Source organism: Endozoicomonas sp. 8E (assembly GCF_032883915.1).
Classification (GTDB): domain Bacteria; phylum Pseudomonadota; class Gammaproteobacteria; order Pseudomonadales; family Endozoicomonadaceae; genus Endozoicomonas_A.
This window is the reverse complement of sequence record NZ_CP120717.1, coordinates 5,317,976-5,342,527: the sequence shown is the minus strand read 5'-3', so window position 1 is coordinate 5,342,527 and position 24,552 is coordinate 5,317,976. Positions and strand designations below refer to the sequence as shown.

Here is a 24,552-nt window from a genome sequence, read left to right as displayed (position 1 = left end):
AGAGCAACGCAGGAGCAGTTGCCGCGAGTGCCTGAACAATGAGTCAGAAAATATGATTTCGTATGGTTGAGTACTTAAGCACTCATTGATCGGGCTGAAGTCCGTCAAGATTAAGGACAGTCAGAGAAAGGAGAAAAATGATGGATCGATTAACTCAACCCTCATGTAATTCGGGGCTAAACCCTTCTACCGGCATTGCTACAGCTGATGATAAAAAAAATGCAGCCAGGGTCTCCGGCAGATCCGTCAGCCCTGCCAGTGATGAACTATTTAGCGTCAATCCAACAGATTTCAGAGCAGACTCCATTACAGGAAAAAAACGAAAAGAGGTGGGGATTTCCTCCAGAGTCGCTGCTTTAGAGATAGATAGTCCTGAAGCCGCTAAAAACAAACCAAAATTTAAAAAGTTTAAAGCTATTCCGGGGACATCTACTGCTATCCTCAGCGACAAACAAGTCCAGCTGATAAAAAGACTCCTGGATGGAGAAAAAGGTAGATTCACAATAGAAGAGTTTATAGAGGTTATCGACTTTCTTGATTATTACGCTGAAGAAAAATTGCCTGAAGATTTTTTCAAATCACCCACCCTTGTGTCAGGGATTATAAGAAATCAGCTTTGGAAGCGTTTCGCAATGGAGGGGAGTGATGAATTTTGGCAGGTATTAGCATCAACACCTGAAAGGGAAAAAGAGTTGTGTTTGACCCGCATCAGGAAAGAAGGCTTCAGGCCTTACTACAGCAGCTTTCCTGAAGAATTAAAAAAGGATATAGATTTTCTGACTGAATGCTCAAATCTTCACGGTATTCCCTGTTCTACACCGCCGCAACTGGCTGTGCAGATTTATGAGCGTCTGGATATCTCAGCCAAAATAGAGTCTATAGATGCTCTTCCGAACAGCTTTAAAGATGATGATTTTTATGATGAGCTTATCCGTTCAGGAAGAATAGAGCTAAGTCAGCTGCCATTCAAAATCCGGGACAAAAACAGAGAGTACTGCCTTTTGCAATTATCAAAAGGTCTGTGCCGGTTATCACAGGTTCCGGCTCAGTTTATAACAAAAAAGGTTATTCTGGATTCGCTTAATAGTGACAGTTTGCTTGCTGATTTTATCAATATCCTCAGAGGTGATAGTGAGTTTGAGACGCTGAAGAATGATCCTGACTTCTTTGAAGAATTCCTGATGAAAATGACTTCAGTGGTGTTGGAAGCAAAATATGATTTCTACACTGCACAAATCAATACCTTGTCTAAGGTTTATCAATGTTGTATTGAAAAATACAGCAGTAACAGAGAAAAACTTGCTTTGTTGCTGAAAAGATTGATAAAAACTAATCCTTTTTTTATTTTACTTGTTAAAGACGTCGGTGATCAGTTGTTTCAGGAGTTGATTGGAGAAGCAAAAGAATCATTGTTGGAAATATTGGATAGTAGGCCTGAAGTAAGTCAGCGTTTTTTTATGGGTATGATTACTCGTTTCTTTAATAAAGTTAATGCAAGTGATGATTTTAAAAACCAAGTTATAAATGTTGTTTATCCGTATTTTCCTGTCCCTTGTTCAGAACCTTTTTCAGAAGACATAAAGCGTAAGCAAGACGCTATGGTTCTGGGTTCTGAGCCCTTTGATGCTGGAGCGATTCGCATTATCTCCAGAAGATTACGGCCCGCCGAAGCTGACATCATAATAGACTACATTGAATGCTATCCACTTTTTTTGAGCGAATTCAATGACAAAGGATATCTTGAGGAGCGTTGCGCCGACCCAGCAATCCGACAAAGGCTTATTCAGGTCCTGGCTAACAAGGTCATTGTAAACAAGCAGCAGTTAGTGACGGAGTGGCGACGTTATCTCCCCCGCCATTTGATTGATGATACTCTGGCTTATCTCAATAATCCTGCCCTTTTATCCGAACTGGATGTCTCCGGAACATTAACAAAACCGGTGAATCCTCTCAAATTCCAACAACCCAACACTTTGGCACTCAGGCAGTTGGCGTCTCTTAAGAGAAATAGCCTTCAGATTGCCGATAAAGACGCAAGTTGTCAGTTGCAATCAGAATTTGACCGTGCGGATCACACAAACTTTAAACTGGTTTATCCTGGTCAACATCAACATTCATTGTCGCTATTTAAAGGAGAGGGAACCATCGTCGGTGGCCGTACATTGGCAGTACAGAATGGTGAGCAAGTTGATTACTATAAATTCCAGCGACTTGGAGAGTCCGAAGCCACTCTGGCACAGGAAGGCATTATGCATCAATTTATTGCCAAAAGTGGCCGCTTTAAAAGCCAGAAACCCCGTTTTGGACAGTACATCATGGTACTGGAAAAGGATCTTCCCGAAAGTATCCGGGGTTTCACTGATCGCTTACAAGTGAGCGAAATTAATGGTGAAAGAGCCTTCCGGGTCTACCATTTCAAAGCGACAAAAAATTACGCTAAATACGCCCATACTCCGGATGCAACCGACAACCCTTACGCGATCGCCGAGCGAGGCTTATTGAGTGGCATTCACGACATTGGCGTACTTAATGGCAGCGTTGGCGTTATGCCCACGTCAACGATCCCGGCGTTTCATGATACCGGCCGTCGTTGGGTATTCCTTAGCCCATTGTTGGGTAACTCTGATTTTTATGCTTTGCCATTACCGGGAACCTTTGGAGGCTGGGTTAAAGCCATTGAACGCCCTGATTTTGGTTGGGATGGTTTGCGGGATTGGGGCGATGTTGAGTTTTATGGCTCTATGAAAAGCGGCCTCACTGCCAGAGACTCAAAAACTTCGGGTTATACTCCCGAGGTTCTTCAGCGATTAAGTTTTGTCAACTCCCTCTGCGAAAACCTGCTGGCAGCCGTGTTGTTAAGAGCACGCCTGCGTCGGGACTCCCCGGATTATCACTATCAAAATCAACAGGCATTGGAAGAGACAGAAAACTTTATTGAGCAACTACTTGACGAATATCTGTCAGGCCTGTTGGCAAAAGAAAAAGAATCGCCGCCCAGGCCAAGACTGCAAGAATTGATGGGGCTTGACGATACCACATACCGCTCCTGGCTGAAGCGAACAGCCGAGGAAATTTTGTACTGGACGGCCAAACAACCCTATGAGGCCAGAGGTGATAGTGCACTTGATCCTTCTGTTGAGTGTTTCTCAAAACATATTAAGGATACCGGAAACCTCGATGCCACACTGTACCCGGAAGGTTTGCAAACCTTCGACACACATAAAAAATTCCCCAAAGACTTCCATAATGTCAATGATGAACTCAATCTGGGAGCCAATAACGCCGTCTTTCCTCTGGTCGCTCTGGTCAAGGGGCTTACGTTGTTAGCTGGCAATATTTTTGCTTACGCAGGTCAATACACCGAGGAAGAAAATAGGAAATGAGGTTCGTATCCCCCAGCGCAGCCAGTATTTAAGACTATTTACATTGTTTGGTGTGGCACTGGCTTGGCCATAGGCCTTTTTTGCAGCTCTGCGATCCTTCTTTATTGCCTCTGCAAAGGTTCTTTTTTTGTACGTCACGGCATGTTTTATAATTGTTAAGAGGTAACGGATAGTAACGGTTCATTGGTATATACTGCACTGGTTCACAAGAGGTTTAACAATGAGTGATTTATACGATACCGATTTCTACAGTTGGTCTTTTCAGCAAGCCGAGCTGATCAGGCAAGGTCGTTTTAGCGAGTTGGATTTGGACAACCTGATCGAGGAAGTTGAGGACATGGGCAAAGCTCGTTATCGTTCAGTAAAAAGTTGTCTAAAGGGGCTTTTTTTACATGCGCTTAAATGGCAGATGCAGTCTAAAAAAGATGATATGCACGACATGAAAGAATGGCACACAAGCTGGTTGATCAGTATTGGAAAACAGAGGGACGCTGTACAAGAAGAATTGGAAGAAAACCCTTCTCTCAATAATAAATTGGACGAGATTTTACCAAAAGCTTATCAATCAGCTCGAAATCAGGCAGCTAGAGAAATGATTTGTAAACCTAGTGATTTCCCCAGCGAATGCCCATGGACATATGAGGAAGTGATGACTGAAGGTTGGCTGCCGGATGCTGAGTAAAAGCCCGGCGATCAACAATTGACGAGGGATGAGGGGGTAGCACGCCCTTTTTTGTTCCCAGCCATAGTTCCCCCCCCTCCCGTCCTGCGAGTATAAAAAAGGCCGTCCCCACCCGATTTAGGAACTTTTGTTTATTTCATGGGTCAAAATTAAAAAGCATTTTTTTGGCTTGACCCTCGTCAAGATTAAGGACAGTTAAAGGCGGAAATAAATAATGGATCGATTGTCACACTCATTTAATCCCTCTACCTGCGGTGCAACAGCGGATATTAAAGGGGCAGCGGATCATGGCAAGGTCTCCGGCAGAACCTTCAGCTCTGTTAGCGGTGAGCCATTTGGAGTCAATCGCGCAGTTTTCATACCAGATACCGCAACAGGGCAACAAGATCAGAAAGAGATCGGAATTTCCTCCAGGGCTGTTGCTTTAGAGGTAGATACTCGTGAAGCCACAATAAGCAAACGAAAACTGGACTTTACTGATGACAGAGTTGTGAAGCCCGAAGCATTATCACCCAGACCTTTAAGAAAGCTTAAAGCCATTCAGAGTGCGAATAATGCGATCATCAGCAACAGACAAGTCGAGCTAATTCAAGGACTCATTGATGGTAGAAGCGATCGGCTCACAAAAGATGAGTTTATAGAGGTTGCCGACTTTCTTCCTTATAGGCCTGAAAAATATTTGCCTGAAGATTATTTCAAATCGGAAACCCTTCTTGAAGAGATAGTAAGGAACCGTCTTTGGTGTGTTTTTTCAATGAAGGAAGGTGATAAAATCAGAGATGTATTGTTATCAACAGCTGATCGAACAAAAAGTATATTTTTAAATGAGATCAGGAGCCTAGCCCTAACCGCTCACTACAAAGACTTTTCTGAAGAATTAAAATCTGATATTGATTTTTTGATAGAGTACTCAAACGTGAATGGCCTTCCGAAGGGAACACCACCGAAACAGGCACAACTGATTTATGGTTATCTGGACATCGCAGCAAAAATAAAATCCCTGAGCGTTCTTCCACACAGCTTTAAAGATGATGAATTGTATGATGAGCTTATCAATTCAGGAAGGATAGAGCTTAAAGATCTGCCACAACACATTATTAACATAAAAAAAGACTACTGCCTTTTACAATTATCGAAGGGACGGTGTCAATTATCAGAGGTTCCGGATCGGTTCATAACAAAAAAGTCGATTTTGGACTCCCTTGACGGTGACAATTTGTATGATAATTTTAGCGAAATTTTCAACGGCAATCATGAATATAAGGTGCTGATAAATGATGATGATTTCTTTGAAGAAGTCCTTTTCAAAACTGCTTCAGCCATTCTGGGTAATAGAGATTTCGCTCGTTCGTATACCACGCCCTTAGCTGATATTTATCATCTTTGTATAGAAAGATACAAGACTGATCGAGATAAACTTGCTTTGTTGTTAAATAAACTGGTAAGTGCCAATCCTTTTATTGTTGTATCAATTAAAAATGCAGGTGATAATTTGCTTCAGGGATTAATCGAAAAAGCAAAATGGTCTTTGTTGAAAATATTAATCAACAGACCTGAGAAAAGTGAAAATTTCCCCCTTAGTCTTCTTGATAAGTTTTTTGAAAAAATTAATGCAGGTGATGATTTTAAAAACCAGGTGATGGGTACTGTCTGTCAGTATTTCCCTATAAAATATTTCGATTCGTTTTCCGATGAATTACTGACGAAACAAGACGATATCGTTTTAAACTCTGAACCCTTTTGGTCTGGAGCGACTCATATTATTAAGAGAGGTTTACGGCCCGACAAAGGCGACCTCATAGTAAGCTACATTGAACTCCATCTGGATTTTTTGCATAAGTTTAATGATGCAAGGTATCTGGAGCAGTGTTGCAATGACCCGGCACTCAAGCAAAGGCTTGTTCATGTTCTGGCTGCCAGGATCCTTGCTAACAAACCGCTGTTGTTGAGGTTCTGGAAGGATCCCTTACCCAGAAAGTTACTGGATGATACTCTGGCTTATCTCAATGATCCTGCGCTTTTCTCCAGGCTGGACTCCTCTCTTGCATTAACAGAGCCGGTTAACCCGCTCAAATTTCAACAGCCAAATACTGTGGCACTCAAGTTGCTGGCGTCTCTCCACGCATATAGCTTTGAGTTTGCGAATAAAGACGCCAGTCGTCAGTTGCAGTCAGAATTTGTTTGTGCTGGTGAAACAGAATTTCCATCGGTTTATTCTGGTCAGCACCGGCTGTCACTGTTTGAAAAAGAAGGAACCATCGTTGGTGGTCGAACACTGGCAATACCCAATGGTGAGGAGGTTGATTATTATAAGTTCCAGCGGGTTGGAGAGTCCGTGAATACTTTGGCGCAAGAAGGCGTTATGCATCAATTTATAGCCAAAAGTGACCGCTTCAAAAGCCAGAAACCCCGTTTTGGCCAATACCTTACGGTGCTGGAAAAGGAACTTCCCAAAAGTACCCGAGGTTTCACTGATCGCTTACAAGTGATCAATGTTGATGGCGAAAGAGCCGTAAGGGTCTATTTCTTCAAGGCCACAAAACACTACGGTCAATACGCTCATATTCCTGATCTCACCAATGCCCCCTTCGCGGTCGCCGAGAGAGGTCTATTGAAAGGCATCCATGATATTGGGTTACTTAATGGCAACTTTGGCGTTATGCCCACGTCAACTATCCCGGCGTTTCACGATACCGGACGTCGCTGGGTGTTCCTCACCCCTTTGTTGGGATCCATGCTCTATGCCCTGCCATTACCCGGAACATTTGGAGGTTGGATCAAGGCCATTGAGCGCCCTGATTTTGGCTGGGATGGTTTACGGGATTGGGGCGATGTTGAGTTTTATGGCTCTATGAAAAGCGGCCTCACTGCCAGAGACTCAAAAACTTCGGGTTATACACCAGAAGTTATGCAGCGGTTAAGTTTTGCCAATGCCCTCTGCGAAAACCTGCTGGCAGCCGTGTTGCTGAGATCACGTCTGCGCCGCGACTCGCCGGATTATCATTATCAAAATCAACAGGCGGTGGAAGAGACAGAAAACTTTATTGAGCAACTACTTGACGAATACCTGTCAGGCCTGTTGGCAAAAGAAAAAGAATCGCCGCCCAGGTCAAGACTGCAAGAATTTATGGGGCTTGACGATACCACATACCGTTCATGGCTGAAGCGGACAGCCAGTGAAATCCTGTACTGGACGGCAATGCAGCCCTGTGAGGCCAAAGACCATAGTGCACTTGATCCTTCGTTTGAGTGTTTCTCGGAACACATTAAGAATACTGGAAACCTCGATGTCACACTGTATCCAGAAGGTTTGCGAACCTTCGACATGCCTAAAAAATTCCCCAAAGACTTCCATAATGTCAATGACGAACTCAATCTGGGAGCCAATAACGCCGTCTTTCCTCTGATAAGTCTGGTCAAGGGGCTTACGTTGCTTGTCGGCAATATTTTTGCTTTCGCAAACCAGTACACCGAGGATGAAAACAGGAGATGACATCCCCCCCCCCCCCCAGTGCATCAGACAACTCAGACTATTAATAGGGTTTTGTGCTGCACAGACTTACCCAGCGCCCTTTTTTCAACTCTGCGATCCTTCTTTTTGGAACTTTAGTCTAATTAACAGGTCTATATATAGACATGCTTTGTTTCGAGTCACCCTCGTCAAGATTAACGACAACTAGGAGCCTGACCGAGAATAGCGCCCGTAGCGAGGACGGCAGAAAATTGAGGATGAAAATTCGGTTTTGTAAGGAGAATAGCGAGCTATTTGACGAACAAAAGCGGATTTTCAGACCAATTTGCTGCCGCCGCAGTAGGGCAGTCTATTCTCGGTCAGGCTGCTAGAGACTGGAGAAAAACGATGGATCGATTACCTCAATCTTTATGTAATCTGGAGACAAATCTGTCTGCTTGCACGGTTACAGCCGATGTTAAAATGAAGCAGGGCAATGCTTTCGGCGGAATCGTCAGCCCTGTCAGCGGTGAGCTACTGGGCGTTAATCGCGCAGATTTCATGCCATTAACAGGACCAAAAGATATCGGAATTTCCCATAGAGTCGTTGCTTCAGATGTCGATAGCTGTGAAGCCACTAAACCCAAACGAAAATTAAAAAAACTCAAAGCCATTCAGGGTGCGAATACTGCCGTCATCAGCGACAGACAAGTCGAGCTGATTAAAGAACTCATTGATGGTAAAGAAGGTAGACTCTCAATAGATGAATTTATAGATGTCATCGACTTTCTTCATTATCGCCCTAAAGAAAAATTGCCTGAAGATTATTTCAAATCATCAACCCTTTTGTCAGGGATAATAAGAAATCATCTTTGGGATGTTTTCGAAATGGCAGCAAGTGATAAAATGAGGGATGTATTACTATCAACGCCTGAAAGAAAAAAACAGATATTACTGAGTGGTTCCAGAAAAACAGGCTCGAGACTCAGCTACGAAGTCCTTCCTGAAGAATTAAAAAATGATATTGACTTTCTGACTGAATACTCAGGTTTGCATAGTATCCCCCGTGGTACACCGCCGAAACTGGCAGTGCCGATTTATGAGTGTCTGGATACCAGAGCCAAAATAAAGTCTATCAGTGTTTTGCCGGACAGCTTTAAAGATGATGACTTTTATGATGAGCTTATCGGTTCAGGAAGAATAAAGCTTCATGATCTACCAGCAACTATCAGAGAGAAAAACAAAGAGTACTGCCTTTTGCAATTATCAAAACGTCTGTGCAGATTATCAGAGGTTCCGGATCAGTTTATAACAAAAAAGGTCATTTTGGATTCGCTCAATGGTGGTAATTTGCTGGTTGATTTTTTCACTATTTTCAAAGGTGATCATCAGTATGAGATGCTGAATAATGATCCTGATTTTTTTGAGGAAGTACTTCTGAAAACGACTTCGGCAACATTAGAAGTCATAATGGAAATTGAAGGTTCAAAAATCTATCCCTTGTCTAATATTTATCAAAATTGCATGGATGGATTCAGTGGTGACAGGAAAAGATTTGCTTTATTGTTAAAAAGACTGGTAGAAGCTAATCCTTTTTTTGTTATAGTTGTTGAAAATCTGGATGATGATTTGCTTCAGGATTTGATTGAAACAGGAAAGCAATCACTATCAAAAATGTTAAGCAGCAGACCTGAAATAAGCCGATATCTTGATACGAAAATCCTTTCTTGTTTCTTTAATAAAGTGAATGCAGATGAGGCTTTTAAAACCTGTGTCATGAATAGGGTTTATCCGTACTTTCCTGACAATTCTTCCTGTGCTTTTCCGGAAAAAATATTGCTGCTGCAAGATGCTATGGTTCTTGATTCTGACCCTTTTGATGCTGGAGAAGTGCATATGATCGCCAGACATTTACGGCCCGAAAAAGCCGACCTCATTGTAGGCTACATTGAACATTTTCAATTTTTTTTAAGTCGTTTTAATGACAGCGAATATCTGGCGAAGTGTTGTAATGACCCACTAATCCGGAAAAGGCTTATTCATGTCCTGGCTACCAGGATGATTGCCAACAAGCAACAGTCAATGGTGGAGTTGAGAGATTGTGTGCCCCGACAATTAATTGATGATACTCTGGCTTATCTCAATAATCCTGCCCTTTTCTACGAACTGGATGCCTCCGGCACATTAACGGAGCCGGTGAATCCGCTCAAATTTCAACAACCCAATACTTTGGCATTTGCATTGATGGTGGCTCTCGAGGCATTTGATCTTCATTTTGCAGATCTGGCCTCCGGTCGACAATTGCAGTCAGAATTTGCTCGTGCCGGTAAAACAGAATTTCAACGGGTTTATCCTGGTCAAGATCAAGATTCATTGTCGCTATTTGCAGGAAAGGGAGACATTGTGGGTGGTCGAACACTGGCAGTAAAGAATGGTGAGGAAGTTGATTACTATAAATTCCAGCGACTTGGAGAGTCCGTAGCCACCCTGGCGCAGGAAGGCATTATGCATCAATTTATTGCTGGAAGTGACCGCTTTAAGAGCCGGAAACCCCGTTTTGGCGAGTTCCTTATTTTACTGGAAAAGGATCTTCCCGAGAGTGCCCGGGGTTTCACTGATCGCTTACAAGTGTGTGATATTGATGGTGAAAGAGCCTTCCGGGTCTACCACTTCAAAGCGACAAAAAACTACGGTCAATACGCTCATACTCCGGATCAAAGCAGAACCCCGTATGCGATTGCTGAGCGAGGCTTGCTGGACGCCATTCACGACATTGGAGTACTTAATGGCAGCGTTGGGGTTATGCCTACGTCAACGATCCCGGCATTTCATGATACTGGACGTCGTTGGCTGTTCCTTAGCCCATTGCTGGGTAACTCCGACTGTTTTGCCTTTCCATTACCCGGAACATTTGGAGGTTGGATCAAGGCCATTGAGCGCCCTGATTTTGGCTGGGATGGTTTACGGGACTGGGGCGATGTTGAGTTCTATGGCGCAATGAAAAGCGGCCTCTCTGCCAGAGACTCAAAAACTTCGGGTCATAGTCCAGAAGTTATGCAGCGGTTAAGTTTTGTCAATGCCCTCTGCGAAAATCTGCTGGCAGCCGTGTTGTTAAGAGCACGCCTGCGCCGTGACTCGCCGGATTATCATTATCAAAATCAACAGGCAGTGGAAGAGACAGAAAACTTTATTGAGCAACTACTGAACGAATACCTTTCAGGCCTGTTAGCAAAAGAAAAAGAGTCGCCGCCCAGGCCAAGACTGCAAGAACTTATGGGGCTTGACGATGACACATACCGTGCATGGCTGAAGCGAATAGCCCGGGAAATTCTTTACTGGACGGCCAGGCAACCTCGTGAGGCCACAGACGCTTGTGCATTTGATCCTTCCGTTGAGTGTTTCTCAAAACATATAAAGGAGACTGGAAATCTGGATAGCACACTGTACCCAAAAGGCTTGAGTATCTTCGACAGGCAAAAAGAATTCCCCAGAGATTTCCACAATGTCAATGACGAACTCAATCTGGGAGCCAATAACGCTGTCTTTCCTCTGGTCAGTCTGGTCAGGGGACTTACATTGCTTGCCGGCAATATTTTTGCGTTCGCACACCAGCACACGGAAGATGATAGTCAGTAATGAAAAAGTGCAAGGCTATTTACATTGTTTTGTGTTGCACTGACCCGGCCAGCGTCCCTCTTTTTTCAGGCGGACTTTGGTCATCCAGTCATAGGTCCATTTCAGGCATTGTTTCAGGCCGGGCAGACTCATGATCCACCCCAGCCAGGCCCAACCGGGTAGCTGACTGAGCAAGAGAGCGTAGCTGTCAATACTGGTATAAACCTGACCATCGTTGGTTATGGTGTGTAATTCCAGCAGGGCCTTGCCGGGATCAACTCCCCAGGTTTCCAGTACCTTTTCCTGACCGGTGATATCAAACCACTCTACTTCACAGCGAAAACGGGCATTTTGCCAGCGGGCGACCTCTTTCGTACAAAGAGGACAGAGGCCGTCATACAAAACTCTTATTTGCATCGCCTTCATCTCCTTTAAGGACATCAGCAACCCTGTGAAGTGTTTTCAGGGCTTGCTCTCTGTCTATTGTCCGATCAGTAAACCAGGGATGCTGCAAAGCTTTCTCTGGCGTCAATCTTTGCCGGGGCACCGGGTGCAGCAAACTGTTAATCATGTCAGTCAGCTGGCTTTTACTTTTCTTCATCTCTTCTGCAGACTCTATCAGTTTTCCCAGATCGGCTACTGTCTCTCTTTCAGGCGTGGTTAACTTGCCGAAGAGCAGCCGTTTGATGGCCTGGATATCATCCAATGAAAGTGGTCCATTCAACAGTGCCTGAGCGGTATCACTGTCCTTGGCATTCAATTTTCCATGCAACATTTTTTTGATTCTTTCTATGTCATTGGCGTTCAACTCACCGTCCAGCATCTTTGTAATGACACCAATTTCACCACTGGAGGTCAGCAGGCTGTCCAGATTAAATTCTTGCAGCTTCATACGCTCAGACTCAGCTTCCAGATCATCCTCTGTTAATTCAGGACTCACTGGCTTCATTGCCTTTTTGTAACTGCCATCAGGATTAGGCTTCTGATACTCAAGAAATGCCTTGAGGACCTCAAAAGCTGCTTCAGATCGTTGGTCGGGGGTATATTTACCCCATGGCTCTGCACCATTGGTAAAGGAGCGAATATGGAGCTGGCCCGGACTGTTCAAAAAACGGTACAGATGTTGCCCCTGAGCAAAAGCATCCGTCGCATAACTGGCTCTGACTACCTCTTTTTTAAACTCTGATCGGTATAATTCCGGAGAAGCGTAGTCTTCATGACTATAACTGGCTCTCTTGCCCTCTTCTCTGGCACAACCAAAGTCAATCAGTTTCAAGCAGCCATTTTTTAGATCAATCATGACGTTATTGGGTTTCAGATCGTTATGGACAATGCCTTTTTTATGCAGGTGATCAAGCGCCTTGAACTTCTCGTACTCCATAAACGCCAGAACATTGAAAAACGCCGGACTGCTGATCCTGCCATTGCCATAAAGCTCGACCAGAAGCATCATTACGCTATCCTGGGAGGGGCCTTCAATCAACTCCGTCAGGAGCCCGCTGACGCCGTCGACTTCGACCAGCCCATAATTTCTGACAATATTTGGATGCTCTCCCAACTTCTTTAATATCCTGGCTTCCCGTTCTCCCCGGTCACCCAAATGAGTATGTTTTAATGCAAAATGTTCTTTAACGCCTTTACTTTTTTCCTGGATAACACGATGTACCGATGCAAAGCGTCCTCTGCCCAATTCCTTCTTAGCCAGATGGGCCGATTCATTCAATGGTGAGGAATGTGTGAAGACATCATCTTCAGGAAACACTTCACTATCACTGACAACTCCGGGGCTTGACGGGTAAGAAGAAATCGAAGAGCTGGAGATACCGCTGAAATCAGAGCCTGAGCCTGAAGGGCGTTCCTCCAAATTTTTGACCGGCGCTTCGAGCTGAACTTTCTTACTCTGCCACTTCCCCTGCTTCTCCTGTTCCGGCTGCGCCTGTTCAGGAGGGGGTGAGGCAGCATTGGCTGGCCCTGACTTCTTTCCTGGAATATCCACGGATTTGTCCCGGTTACTTTAACTATTAATGAGTTCATCGGCAGGAATGAGAGGCAATTAACGGGAGCGGATTATCCGGGAGAAGAGAGTGAAGGGTTTTGAAGGCGCTCCGAGGTGGGCTCAGTCACTCAGACAAAAGGCTTATTTGCACCAGTTTCATCGTCTCCTCTGAGGACATCAGCGGCCATCTGAAGAGTTCTTAAAGCCTGCTCTTTGTCTATCGTACGCTCAGTAAACCAGGGGTGCTGCAAAGCTTGCTCTGGTGTCATTCTCTGCTCGGGCGACGGGTGCAGCAGGCGGTTAATCATATTAATCAGCTGGCTTTTACTTCTCTTCATCTCTTCTGCAGAGGCTATCAGGTGTCCGAGATCGGCCACCGTCTCTCTTTCAGGTGTCGTTAACTTGCTATAGAGCAATCGTTTGATAGCCTTGATATCATGAGATAAGAGCGGCCCGTCCAGCAGTGTTTGCGCTGTCTCACTGTCTTTGGTGTTTAATTTTCCATGCAGCATTTTTTTGATTCTTTCTACGTCACTGGCGCTCAAATCCCCATCCAGCAACTTTATAATGCTGCTAATTTCGTCACTGGAGGTCAGCAGACTATCCAGATTAAATTCTTGCAGCTTCATACGCTCAGACTCAGTCTTCAGATCGTCCTCTGTTAATTCAGGACTTACCGGCTTCATTGCCTGTTTGTAACTGCCATCAAAATTGGGCTTCTGATACTCAAGAAATGCCTTAAGTACCTCAAAAGCCGCTTCAGATCGTTGATTGGGCGTATATTTGCCCCATGGATCTGCGCCATTGGTAAAGGAATGAATATGGGGTTGATCCAGACTGTTCAAAAAACGGTAGAGATGTTGCCCCTGAGCAAAGGCATCCGTTGCATAGCTGGCTTTAACTTCCTCTTTCTTAATTAACTCCGATCTGTACAATTCCGGAGAAGCGTAGTCTTCGTGACTATAACTGGCTTTTTGACCCTCTTCTTTGGCACCACCAAAATCAATCAGTTTCAAGCGGCCGCTTTTAAGATCAATCATGACGTTGTTGGGTTTCAGATCATTGTGGACAACGCCTTTCTTGTGCAGGTGATCAAGTGCCCGGAACTTCTCGTACTCCATAAACGCCAGAACATTGAAAAACGCCTGACTGCTGAGCCTGCCATTTCCATAAAGCTCAATAAGAAGCATCATCACGCTATCCTGAGAGGGGCCTTCAATCAACTCTGTCAGGAGCCCACTGACCCCGTCGACTTCGACCAGACCATAACTGCTGACAATATTTGGATGCTCTCCCAACTTCTTTAATATCCTGTCTTCACCTAGTCCCTGGTCACCCAAATGAGTCTGTTTTAATGCAAAATGTTCTTGCTTGCCTTCGCTTTTTTCCTGAATAACCCGATGTACCGTTGCAAAGCGCCCTCTGCCCAGCTCTTTTTTAGCCAGATGGGCCGTTTCATTCAAAGGAGAGTGATAAGTAAAAACATCATCTTCAGGAAAGAGTTCAGTTTCACTGAATTCTCCCGGGCTTGAGGGGTGGGAAGAAACCGAAAAGTCAGACAAGTCAGATGATTCAGCAAAAGCAGAGTCTGAGCCTGAGCTTGAAGAGCTGTGCCTCAGGTCTTCGACCGGTACATCATTCAGCTGAACTTTCTTACCCTGCCAATTACCCTGTTCCTTCTGTTCTGGCTGCGCCTGCTCAGGGGCATTAGAGACATTAATGGCAGGCCCTGACTTCTTTCCTGGAATATCCACGGATCTTTCCCTGGCTACGTTAACTATTAAGGAGTGCATCGGCAGGGATTAGAGGTAGTTAACGGAGTGGATTTATCAAGAGGCGAGTGAGTGAAGGTTTTTTGGAGATCGTCTTATACAGCCTGCTACGACTAACTAGTGCCTGTCCGAAAACCCTCAAGCACTTGAATAAAGAAGCCTTCAGCCTCATATAGTCCTTGAAGATTTACCAAAACAGGCTGTTTTCACATTTATGCGCCAAACCATCAACCCACAAATGCAGCTGGGAGAGGTTGATATCTCTGCCATCACCTTCGATGCTAAATCAAGGGACGATATTCCTCGATTGTTGCGAGCTTTGTAGCACATATTGACAAATATCGAACTACGCAATCAGGTCTTTCAAGTACTTGATACCATGACCTCCACTGGCCAGGACAATGGTCGCCCTGGCATGGAGTTCTGGAAAATCTTAGTACTGGGTTCACTCCGGCTGGTCACTAACTGCGACTTCGACCGTCTGAGAGAGCTTGCCAATGAACATGGCACCCTTAGACAAATGCTTGGCCACGGCCCTTACTGTACGCACTCTTACCCTATACAGACATTGCAGGATAATATCAGCCACTTCACCCCTGAAATACTGGATCAGGTGAACCAAATCGTCGTGGCAGCAGGCCACATACTGGTTAAAAAAAGACGAACCGTTACATGGCCGTGCCGATTCGTTCGTAGTCAAAACCGATGTTCATTTCCCTACGGATATCAACCTATTGAGCGACGCTTGCCGTAAAAGTATCGAGTTTGCGTCAGCCCTTGCTGACCAGTACCAGCTTACGGGGTGGCGCCAGCGTGAATATCTCAAGAATCAGCACCGTAAGCATTACCAAAAAGCACGAATCCTGAAACATTCCGGTGCTTCCTGTGAGCTGAAAAAGCGCCTGCGACAGCACGATATTGAGATGGCTCATATAGAGTACATCAAGTACAGCACCTCCGTTCTTTACAAAGCAGAAGTGACCTTATCTTTGTTGGTGAAAAAACACCCCGATGAACCAAGGCTGGAAAATCTCAAATACCACATCGCTCATGGCAAGCACCAGATAGCTCTGATTTATCGGCGAGTCATTGAGCACGAACAGATTCCCCACAGCGAGAAGATATTCTCGATTTTTGAACCTCACACTGAATGGATCAGCAAAGGCAAAGCCGTTACGCCAGAAGAACTGGGGCTACGAGTGTGCGTGCTACAGGATCAATTTGGTTTTACCCTGCATCATCTGGTCATGCAAAGGCAAACAGGCGACCAGGTTGCTGTGCCTATGGCAGAAGCGGCTAAAAAGCGATTTCCAGCACTGAACCAGGTGGGCTACGACAAGGGTTTCTGGAGCCCGGACAATCTTGAGAAGTTGGAAGTTCTCCTTGAGCGCCCGGTTCTGCCGAAGAAAGGCAGGCTGTCAGCCAATGACAAAAAACGAGAATTCCATCCTGAATTTATCCGGGCAAAAAGAAAACACTCAGCCGTAGAGTCAGACGTCAATGCACTGGAAGCCAATGGCTTCGACAAATGCCCGGATAAAGGCATTGAAGGATTCCAGCGGTACGTTGCACTGGCTGTTGTTGCCAGCAATCTGAAGCGGTTAGGTAAACTACTTCTGACCAGAGACCGTCAATAGCTTTCCAGCCTGTTACCAGTCAGTTTTTGTTTTATCGTGCTATGCATGAGGGTTTTGCACGATTTGGAAAGGGTGCTTTTGTGTGTATTTCACGCAAATGAGTACAAAAAATAGCCTTTGCTTGCCGTAGCAGTAAAGTTCAGTCGCTATGAATGGATGTCAACCAGAATTCGCTGTAAATTTTCTGGGGCTTTCTGACAGGCACGAATTAAGACTTAAGCAAATCGATTATTACTTGATGTTTTGGGGTAAAGTTGGCAAGAGTGACCTGATGCGTCACATTGATATTGCTATTGCTATTGCTACAGCAAGCCGGGCACTGAAAGCGTATCGGGAGAAGTACCCTGAAAATATGTCCTTTGACGTCAGTCAGCGTAGTTACATGGCATCAGATTCTTTTACAGCTAAATACGAGCATAACCCTCATTCAGCGCTGAGACATTTGGCTTATGGAATTGAGGAGCGTCAATTGTCATACCCTAAATACGGAGCTGCTGTCGTACAGGAATTTATGGCTGCATTGAGTGCTGATCTGGTTGCAACGATTACTTCAGCACTTGTACAGGAATGTGCTGTGGATATCCATTACATTTCCGCAAGCTCAGAGGCAGGTAACAGGTGCGTTATTCCACAACATATTTTCTCAAGCCAAGGTAGTTGGTACTTCAGGGCTTACGACAAAGCCAGGGAGTCTTAAAAGAATTACAGGTTTTCAAGGCTGCTTTCTGCTGAGAAAAGTAAGCCCTCTAATTCAGATAAGTTACCTCAGGATGAGCATTGGAATACTTCTGTAACCCTGACACTGGCTCCCCATCGAGAGCACTCAAACCCAGAGGCGCTCCAAATGGATCTAGGGCTAACAGAAAAGCCTGTTGCAAATATTGTAACGAATGCGGCTATGGCTGGTTTTGTCCTGTCTGACCTAAGAATGCATTCCTCCTCGAGGTCAAGAAGTCAGGTGCTAAAGCAGTGATTACTCCGAAGCGAATCGGGTAGATCAGCGAAAATATGACAAAGAAATCGACAAGGAGCGAAATCTAATTGAGCGACTATTCCAAAAGCTCAAGAACTTTCGGCGAGTTGCAACTCGCCATGAACGCTTGGCACGCAATTAATATGAGAATGCTTCAGATAGCAGCCATCATGAACTGGTTAGCATGTAACATCAGTAAATTGATCGTCTGGTTAGATAAGAACGCTCCCTAATTTTGGCGATACTGATTACCAGCTGACAGCTTATGCGGCTGCGCTAAGAGTGCTGACCCAGTAAAGTGGGATTGAAGGTATCAATATCGAAAACGAACTGTACCGGGAAAAACAAAAAGGCCAGAAATCCGAGTTTGAGAAGCTGATCGACCAGGCGGTGTAAATTGCCTGTAACCATCTGGTACCCGGAGGCTTCGATGAGTTCCAGTGGAAAAACCTGACCGCCGATGAACGCCTGTACCTGAAAGGCCTGGAGCTGGAAAAACACGGTGAACTCCGTGCCGGAGCTTATCAGGAGCTGGCCAAAGGTTTCGGTGTACGGGAATACCAGTTTATGTACGCCAAAACCAAAGCCAATGAAGTGCGTTTTAAAACCCCAAGGGAGTTTGGTCGCAGCCACCTGAAAGATCATGGCTTCGATGCTTCTGTCGTTCGGCATGCACTGTTTGCTGTGCATGAAACCATCAAACAGGAATCCGCTCAGCAGGGTGTTAACTACCTGAAAACAGAGCTGAAAAACTTCTGGAAGGACCGGAAAAAGTTGATTGAAGTATTACACTACCTCAGCCGAATGGAGCATATTGATCATTTGGATCACTGGGAGGCTGATGCCGAAGCCGCTAAAACCCTGGCGGGGGCGTTGGAGAATACTAACGGTTAAAGCGGTTGCGCCCCTTCTCATCAAGAGCTGCTCGTAGTGGTTTGGGGCGCAATGTTTTTCGGGATGTTAAGGAGCAACAGGCCTGTGTTTGTCGGGAAATCAAGGTTAAGGCTTCTTACCGCCGTTACTTGAAAGACGCCTGGGTGACTTATCTCAGACATGAGCTTGAAAGCCTTGCCAGTGTATCTGATGAGTTTGTCACAGCGGTTGTGAATGCTGTTGGCTATCAGAACACAGAGGCTAGATATCAGGCTGAGGATCAGTTGGTGCGCATACTCAAAGCCCGCTATCAGGGTTGTTTCAGTGAAGCCTGTGAGCAGTGGGATGAAAGCGAAAGAGCTGCAGGATGAGTCTGGTTGCTGGCATGGTGCCAGGAAGGGTGAAAAGCGAAATGGTTTGAACGACCTACCGGTTTTCGAGCAGCTTGCGTTTCCTGCTCCAGCTGCTACCTATTGAGTCACAGGCCTGCAACGGTGCCCATTCTAATATGTAGCGAGTGGTCAGGGTTGCAGGTTCTTTGTATTCAGAGGGTTCGAATATACACATCGGGCCTGATGGCTATGTCAGGATATTTTTTCAGCAGCTTTTTATCGTAAGTCACCAGGGGGATATTCTGGCCTTTCGCCACGGCAATGAAAAGGGTGTCATAAGCAGGGTGCTTGTCTTCACAGGCCAGAATCAAGGCCTCCCGCCAGTAATGTTCGGTCGGATGAACACGGCTGAACAGGGTGCTGGCATCCTGAAGCACATCCAGGCCGGTTTGCACGGAAATGCTTTTTTGGGTAATCCACTGCCATAGCACATTGGTCAGCTCGGCCCTGATGGAGTCGGGCACGTGAATAGTTTCTGTACGAGCGATGGTTGTGAGTGAATCTTCTGCAAAGTCCGTTTCGTTAAGAAGACCATAGGCAAATACCATGGTATCGATGACAGCTGCTTTTATGCCCTTATTTGCCATCATGGACGCCCTTCGTTGCGCCACTCGTCCATTTCTTCATGATGGGTTTCCGGGAGCTGGTTCCAGCGGCTTCTGATACGGTCAATTGTATCCTGCTTCCTGGGGTAGCTGGCTTCCAGCAGTTCCCGCACCTCCTGCTCCATGGAACGATTGGCTGCTTTGGCTTTCAGTTTAAGGCGCTCAACCAGTTCATCGGGCAGATTTCTAATGGTCAGTGTCGCCATAGGGGGCCTCCATTATGCTAAGTCATTGCGCTACCATTTTATATGCTAGCATATTGAAAGCATACTGGCGTTAATGGCGTGTAAGCAATATGATCAACTATTCATTATGTATCAGGCACTCTTTTGATTCAGCGTTATTCATCCCGCCAGCAGCCGCTGAGTCAATCGTTTATCAGTGAAAAACTGGCTGGCGCCCAATCTTATGACCGGATTGCCGGTTTTTTTCGATCGAGCATATTCGAAGTGGCAGGCGAAGCTCTGGACAGCTTGTCTGGAAAAGTCCGGGTAATCTGTAATTCTGAACTCTCAGCTGACGATGTTATTACTGCCAAGGCCGCCCAGCAGGCTATGCGCCGGGATTGGTGTGCAGGTGAGCCTGAAAAGCTTCCAGAAGCCAGTCATAAACGATTCAAGAAACTCTATGAGTTTCTGGTTTCCGGCAAAATGGAGGTGCGGGTTTTACCCGATGAAGCCTTTGGACTTGTACATGGCAAGGCGGGTGTCATTACTCTGGCAGATGGCAGTAAGACCTGTTTTATGGGCAGTACCAGTCACTGAACCCTGCCCTAAAGAGGGTGTCGCAAAACACCAACAGCTCGTTCCCATCCTCTGAGGTCGTCATTCCCGCGAAGGCGGGAATCCAGCGCCAACGTTGGATCTCTGCCTTCTCAGGGATGACAGGGCCAGGGGGGTAGCGGGCAGTATGGTTCTGGTGGTGAGTCAGTGTGGATTCCCGCCTTCGCGGGAATGACGAGAATGAAGCCGGGAATGACAGGAGTCAACTCGTTCCCACGCTGGAGAGGGTTTTGCGACACCCTCGACAGGGCGGGGAGCAGTCACATTGTCAGAGGTATTCAGACTCTGGTAGCCAATGATTATGCGACTTTTATCTTTCTCGCTTTTACCTGCTGATCGACCATGGCCATCTGTACTGGACTGGCCATGGACTTGATAACTGAATAGAGCTTCAGAGAGCTGGAGCGGTCTCTGTCTTCATGGAGAGCAAATATGGCCTTATCGACAAAGTTTTCATCAGAGCAGGTTGCCGCAGCTGCCTGGATATAGGCGGTGAAGTAGGCTTTCTCATCACCGGTAAACATCCATGAGCCCAGTTCGTCAGCAAAGATAATCTCATCATCTACAATGCCCTCAAGCAGCTCATAGAGAATATCAAAGCACTCAAGGGCTACTTGGTAGTCCTCTTGTCTGACCAGTTTCGTTGACTCAATAAATAACTCGTCGAGTTTTGCGAACCAGGCATCTGTCTCCTCGGGAATGTTCATATAGTTCTTGGAGTTAATATCAAAGGGTGCATAGTAGTCACCATCCAGAGAGCTTTTCTGAAAGTCCTCTACTGCCTTGAGAGTTTGATCTGCTGATGCCGGGAATGAAAACTGCTCTTTTGACATAAGGCCACTAAAGATAGTGTCGCGCTGGTTAGTAGACATGGTTTCCCACGCGTTATCCAGCAGGTTCAAAAGCTCTGCTTGAGTTTTGTTCATGAGTATTTTAAAGAGGACAGACTTGTTCATAGCGTGCGTGATCTGTAGTTGGAGAGTTTGTGACTTACCTTTGGCTAAGATGGTTGTCTTTGCGAAAGGAGTTGATATCACCGGTGCTGAAAACGCAATCCGATAAAGGGGCAAATGTTCAGGCAACGACATTGTAGGTTAGCTCACTTTTGAATCGAACTTGGGGAGTGGACTGCTCGCGGCATGCTGCCTTCTGAGCACGAGAGCATTTTGTCAACAAGGTAGGCCTTGATGAAAATGCGGAGGTCAGTCAACCTGAGCCAGAGCCTGTTTCACGCTGCTCATTTTGTTTCCATTTATCAGGCACAAAAAAATACCGTCTGCTAATGAACCAGCAGACGGTATTGATTAACAGTCAATCCTGATAGCTAACTTAAGTGTCGGTATCTCCAACACGTTGCGGCAATTGCCAACTTAATTGGCTATCTGACAATCAGAATCTTAACCAGCGTAATTAGCCGCAGCAAAGTCCCAGTTAACCAGTGCCCAGAAATGTTTCAGGTACTCTGGGCGCACATTGCGATAGTCGATGTAGTAGGCATGCTCCCACAGGTCGCAGGTCAGCAGTGGTTTCTGATTGGTTGTCAGAGGCGTGCCCGCATTGCTGGTGTTTACGATTTCAACAGAACCATCGCTGTTTTTAACCAGCCAGGTCCAGGAAGAGCCGAAGTTGTTAACCGCCTTGTCGTTGAACGCAGCAACGAAATCGTCAAAAGAACCGAAAGCTTTGTTGATAGCTTCAGCCAGTTCACCGGCAGGAGCACCACCACCGTTAGGGCTCAGGCAGTTCCAGTAGAACGTGTGGTTCCAGATTTGAGCAGCGTTGTTAAAGATGCCGCCTTCAGAAGTCTTGATGATTTCTTCCAGGCTCTTGCTTTCCAGCTCGGTACCCGCAACCAGACCGTTCAGTTTGTCAACATAGGTCTTGTGATGCTTGCCGTAGTGGTAATCCAGAGTTTCTTCAGAAATGTGAGGAGCCAGTGCATCGCGTGCGTAGGGCAGTGCAGGAAGTTCAAAAGCCATGTTGTCGTTCTCCACTTGGGGGTTGATCTTGTTTGACCTGAATTCGTCTCGCGCGACGATATTAACATCGGTTTGATTACGAATCTATGTGGTGGATAGTTTGGGGGCGTGTGACATCTCTTCAACCCCCGGGTGTCAGAAAAAGCCTGAGATAGTCTGATGAACAGGATATTTCCGGATTGTGATAGGCACTTCCGCTGATTTTCTCTGTTACAGCAGCGATCATAAACTCAATTGCCCTTATTCTAGTCTTTATTTCATAGTAATATTGCGCCACAACTGCCCATGGCGGAACAGATGCCCATCGCGGATTAAGAGACAGATGAGAAACCCATGAGAGAAGAGAATAAGGCGATCAACGATATACCGGATTTCTCAATTGCGGCAGACGAGCGTCCAGGACGCAGGAAAGCTGCGGCTACCGGAGGAACGCCTCCTGTTAACAAAGCGGGCACAGGGCGAACTCCTTCGGGTAAAAGTGGAAATGGATTGGCCTGGCTAGTACTGGTAATGATTGTTGTGCTGGGGGCAGGTGGCGTCTGGCAATTCAAATTGATACAAAAGGAGTTGGCTGATACCCGCCAGGCCCTGAAGGCCACTCAGGAAAAACTGAGTACCGTGACCGGAGAGATCACTGCTACCGGTGAAAATCTTGATCAGAGTGGCTCAGCCCTGCGATCTGAGCTGGAGGTAGTGAATTCTGAAATTCGCAAGCTCTGGGATGTTTCGAATAAGCGAAACCGCCAGTGGATCCTTATCAATAAGGATAATGTTGCCAAAGCTCTCAAGGAAGCAGATAAGGCAGGCAAAACAGCGGATAAAGCATCTGGCCAGCTGAGCGCTTTGCAGAAGCGTATTCGTGAGATGGATCAGTTGATGAAGGCCATTAGCACTGAGCAGTTGGCTGCCCAGAGTATGATGACGGACAGCCTTGCGAAGTTTGACAAACAGGTCGCTGAAATGAAAAAGCTGGTGGCTGATCAGAAAAAACTTCAGGCTGAGCTCACCAGGAAAGTGGAAGATCAGCAGCAGGCGGTTAAAGCTGTTGATTCATTCCGGGTGCAGGTTAACCGCAAACTTCAGCAACTGGAAGATACTGTCAGGGAACTGACACAACCCCCCAGGGAAGGTCTGGGGCTGGAATAATCCTCACAGCGGAGTAATTGGTTTCAGGCGCTGCAAGGTGCTAAACAACATCTTGACAGCAACATCTTGACAGCTTCTGGAAACCACCTTTCATTTAATGAAAAGCGAGATTCGGTTTTAAACTGGCTACATTTAAATTAATAACTCTTTCCGGAGCTGTGGGTCGATGATGGGTTTTTTTCCCATGACAGTGCGCATATGTCTGGTGGTTGCCATGGCAGTCATGACCTCTTCCTGTTCACTTATTGACCGGTTTGAGACTAAACCAGACACTTCCAAATCCACAAATACAGTCCTGAAAAAGCCATCAGGCTGGACTTTCAATCATCAATGGCAGGTCAAGAATACTAATCCCTCCCTTAAGTCCCTGGTGCCCGGAGAATACATGACCCTGAAAGGGCAGTGCTCATTTTCTGCAGACATGTTGACTCTAATGGAATCAAAACCAAAAGGTTTGTTGGTTCCTGTCATCAAGGTGACGAGTGATCTGACATTGTCGCCAGATTTTGAAAACAGCGTGAGACTTTACCAGATACTCAGATCTCAATTCCCGTTGGCTGGGGCAGGTGACAGTCTGGAATTTTATCAGACCCTGTTATCCAGCGTTGAACATACCTGTCCTGCCAACATGACCCGGGAGATCGACAGCTGCCAGTTTAAAAAGTGGATGTCATTTACCGGATTAGGGGGAGAAAACGCTGTTTATGATGAAGCGCGTCTCAAGCGCTGGTACAAATCTCATCCGGCTGTTAAATACCTGATTATGGGCTCCAGTGGACTGTTTAATTCTGACGCTCTCCTGAGTGCTCGTTATTCTGCCAATTCCAGATTGATTTCCGAACAGCCCATTTCTGTCAGAGAAGAAAGCATCAGGCCTTACCTTGGCAGGGTTCGTTTTGACTGGGCCGTTCCGGGTAATGGCGAGCAAAGACCTTTTATTAGCCTGGGCTCCTGCACATTGAACTGGCAAGAGCTTGAGAAACAGAGACGTTTACATGGCCCGGGCTGGATAGATACGACGTCACTGGCTGAGGTCAATCAGGTCCTGCTTCCCTATTTTATTGAGTTTATGAGCGACTCAACCAAAGCCATCTCAGGGCAGTCCAGATGATTACTCTGGCGTTTTGACGAGCTGTACTTTCAAGCCACCGGAATGCAAAACTCCTCGGCAACCCACTGCTAATCTTAAATTGTGAATTCATCCGACAGGTATGAATTCAGCGTCTTAGGTGCCGGAATGTAAGCTGTTTCTTGGCAGTTGTGTTG

General features: G+C 45.9%; 19 protein-coding genes and 1 pseudogene. 11 read left to right on the top strand and 9 right to left on the bottom strand.

Annotated features, from left to right (window positions below):
- The first annotated feature begins 137 nt into the window (after nt 1-137).
- The 4 genes from P6910_RS18395 (at nt 138) to P6910_RS18380 (ending at nt 11,152) form a co-directional block, all read left to right on the top strand.
- Nucleotides 138-3,383 carry a hypothetical protein gene (locus P6910_RS18395; protein WP_317142707.1) on the top strand — a complete coding sequence of 1,082 codons (3,246 nt, stop codon included), beginning with the start codon at nt 138-140 and terminating at the stop codon, nt 3,381-3,383.
- Between the two features lie 220 nt (nt 3,384-3,603).
- Nucleotides 3,604-4,065, top strand: coding sequence for a DUF29 domain-containing protein (locus P6910_RS18390; RefSeq protein WP_317142706.1), 462 nt, complete (start codon nt 3,604-3,606; stop codon nt 4,063-4,065).
- Nucleotides 4,066-4,279: 214 nt separating this feature from the next.
- The gene (locus P6910_RS18385) at nt 4,280-7,558 is read left to right on the top strand and encodes a hypothetical protein (protein ID WP_317142705.1); all 3,279 of its coding nucleotides are present in this window, start codon (nt 4,280-4,282) and stop codon (nt 7,556-7,558) included.
- Between the two features lie 366 nt (nt 7,559-7,924).
- A complete protein-coding gene (locus P6910_RS18380) occupies nt 7,925-11,152 on the top strand; it encodes a hypothetical protein (protein WP_317142704.1) in 3,228 nt (1,075 codons plus the stop codon).
- A 15-nt stretch (nt 11,153-11,167) separates the two neighbouring features.
- On the opposite strand, the gene P6910_RS18375 is transcribed toward P6910_RS18380, so the two are convergent.
- The 3 genes from P6910_RS18375 to P6910_RS18365 form a co-directional block, all read right to left on the bottom strand.
- Nucleotides 11,168-11,548, bottom strand: coding sequence for a DUF393 domain-containing protein (locus P6910_RS18375; protein WP_317142703.1), 381 nt, complete (start codon nt 11,546-11,548; stop codon nt 11,168-11,170).
- Complete coding sequence (locus tag P6910_RS18370) at nt 11,526-13,127, bottom strand: serine/threonine-protein kinase (RefSeq protein ID WP_317142702.1); 1,602 nt, start codon at nt 13,125-13,127, stop codon at nt 11,526-11,528. Before P6910_RS18370 ends, P6910_RS18375 begins: the two co-directional genes overlap by 23 nt.
- A 128-nt stretch (nt 13,128-13,255) precedes the next feature.
- Complete coding sequence (locus P6910_RS18365; RefSeq protein WP_317142701.1) at nt 13,256-14,881, bottom strand: serine/threonine-protein kinase; 1,626 nt, start codon at nt 14,879-14,881, stop codon at nt 13,256-13,258.
- A 397-nt stretch (nt 14,882-15,278) separates the two neighbouring features.
- On the opposite strand from P6910_RS18365, the pseudogene P6910_RS18360 reads away from it, so the two are divergent.
- Nucleotides 15,279-16,536 (top strand): annotated as a pseudogene (locus P6910_RS18360) (ISNCY family transposase).
- Nucleotides 16,537-16,684: 148 nt separating this feature from the next.
- Complete coding sequence (locus P6910_RS18355; RefSeq protein ID WP_317142700.1) at nt 16,685-17,233, top strand: WYL domain-containing protein; 549 nt, start codon at nt 16,685-16,687, stop codon at nt 17,231-17,233.
- Nucleotides 17,234-17,785: 552 nt separating this feature from the next.
- Here the strand turns inward: P6910_RS18355 and P6910_RS18350 are convergent.
- Nucleotides 17,786-18,181: a hypothetical protein gene (locus tag P6910_RS18350; RefSeq protein ID WP_317142699.1), complete on the bottom strand. Its 396-nt coding sequence runs from the start codon at nt 18,179-18,181 to the stop codon at nt 17,786-17,788.
- Between the two features lie 12 nt (nt 18,182-18,193).
- On the opposite strand from P6910_RS18350, the gene P6910_RS18345 reads away from it, so the two are divergent.
- Complete coding sequence (locus tag P6910_RS18345) at nt 18,194-18,403, top strand: hypothetical protein (protein WP_317142698.1); 210 nt, start codon at nt 18,194-18,196, stop codon at nt 18,401-18,403.
- A 5-nt stretch (nt 18,404-18,408) separates the two neighbouring features.
- Nucleotides 18,409-18,753: a hypothetical protein gene (locus P6910_RS18340; RefSeq protein WP_317142697.1), complete on the top strand. Its 345-nt coding sequence runs from the start codon at nt 18,409-18,411 to the stop codon at nt 18,751-18,753.
- Nucleotides 18,754-18,926: 173 nt separating this feature from the next.
- Here the strand turns inward: P6910_RS18340 and P6910_RS18335 are convergent, their stop codons facing one another.
- Both P6910_RS18335 and P6910_RS18330 read right to left on the bottom strand, forming a co-directional pair.
- Nucleotides 18,927-19,385 (bottom strand): type II toxin-antitoxin system VapC family toxin, encoded by a 459-nt coding sequence (locus P6910_RS18335; RefSeq protein WP_317142696.1) that lies wholly within the window; start codon nt 19,383-19,385, stop codon nt 18,927-18,929.
- The gene (locus P6910_RS18330; RefSeq protein ID WP_317142695.1) at nt 19,361-19,585 is read right to left on the bottom strand and encodes a FitA-like ribbon-helix-helix domain-containing protein; all 225 of its coding nucleotides are present in this window, start codon (nt 19,583-19,585) and stop codon (nt 19,361-19,363) included. The genes P6910_RS18335 and P6910_RS18330 overlap by 25 nt, the downstream gene beginning before the upstream one ends.
- A 123-nt stretch (nt 19,586-19,708) precedes the next feature.
- Between P6910_RS18330 and P6910_RS18325 the strand changes: the two genes are divergently transcribed.
- Nucleotides 19,709-20,143, top strand: coding sequence for a hypothetical protein (locus tag P6910_RS18325; protein ID WP_317142694.1), 435 nt, complete (start codon nt 19,709-19,711; stop codon nt 20,141-20,143).
- A gap of 110 nt (nt 20,144-20,253) precedes the next feature.
- On the opposite strand, the gene P6910_RS18320 is transcribed toward P6910_RS18325, so the two are convergent.
- The 3 genes from P6910_RS18320 to sodB form a co-directional block, all read right to left on the bottom strand.
- Nucleotides 20,254-20,400, bottom strand: coding sequence for a hypothetical protein (locus P6910_RS18320; protein ID WP_317142693.1), 147 nt, complete (start codon nt 20,398-20,400; stop codon nt 20,254-20,256).
- A gap of 60 nt (nt 20,401-20,460) precedes the next feature.
- Nucleotides 20,461-21,087, bottom strand: a complete 627-nt coding sequence (locus tag P6910_RS18315) for a hypothetical protein (RefSeq protein WP_317142692.1) — start codon at nt 21,085-21,087, stop codon at nt 20,461-20,463.
- 471 nt (nt 21,088-21,558) lie between these two features.
- Nucleotides 21,559-22,140: a superoxide dismutase [Fe] gene (sodB, locus tag P6910_RS18310; protein WP_317142691.1), complete on the bottom strand. Its 582-nt coding sequence runs from the start codon at nt 22,138-22,140 to the stop codon at nt 21,559-21,561.
- A 333-nt stretch (nt 22,141-22,473) separates the two neighbouring features.
- On the opposite strand from sodB, the gene P6910_RS18305 reads away from it, so the two are divergent.
- Together P6910_RS18305 and P6910_RS18300 are read left to right on the top strand one after the other, a co-directional pair.
- Nucleotides 22,474-23,286, top strand: a complete 813-nt coding sequence (locus P6910_RS18305; RefSeq protein ID WP_317142690.1) for a hypothetical protein — start codon at nt 22,474-22,476, stop codon at nt 23,284-23,286.
- A 184-nt stretch (nt 23,287-23,470) separates the two neighbouring features.
- Nucleotides 23,471-24,397 carry a hypothetical protein gene (locus tag P6910_RS18300; RefSeq protein WP_317142689.1) on the top strand — a complete coding sequence of 309 codons (927 nt, stop codon included), beginning with the start codon at nt 23,471-23,473 and terminating at the stop codon, nt 24,395-24,397.
- The last annotated feature ends 155 nt before the right edge of the window (nt 24,398-24,552 follow it).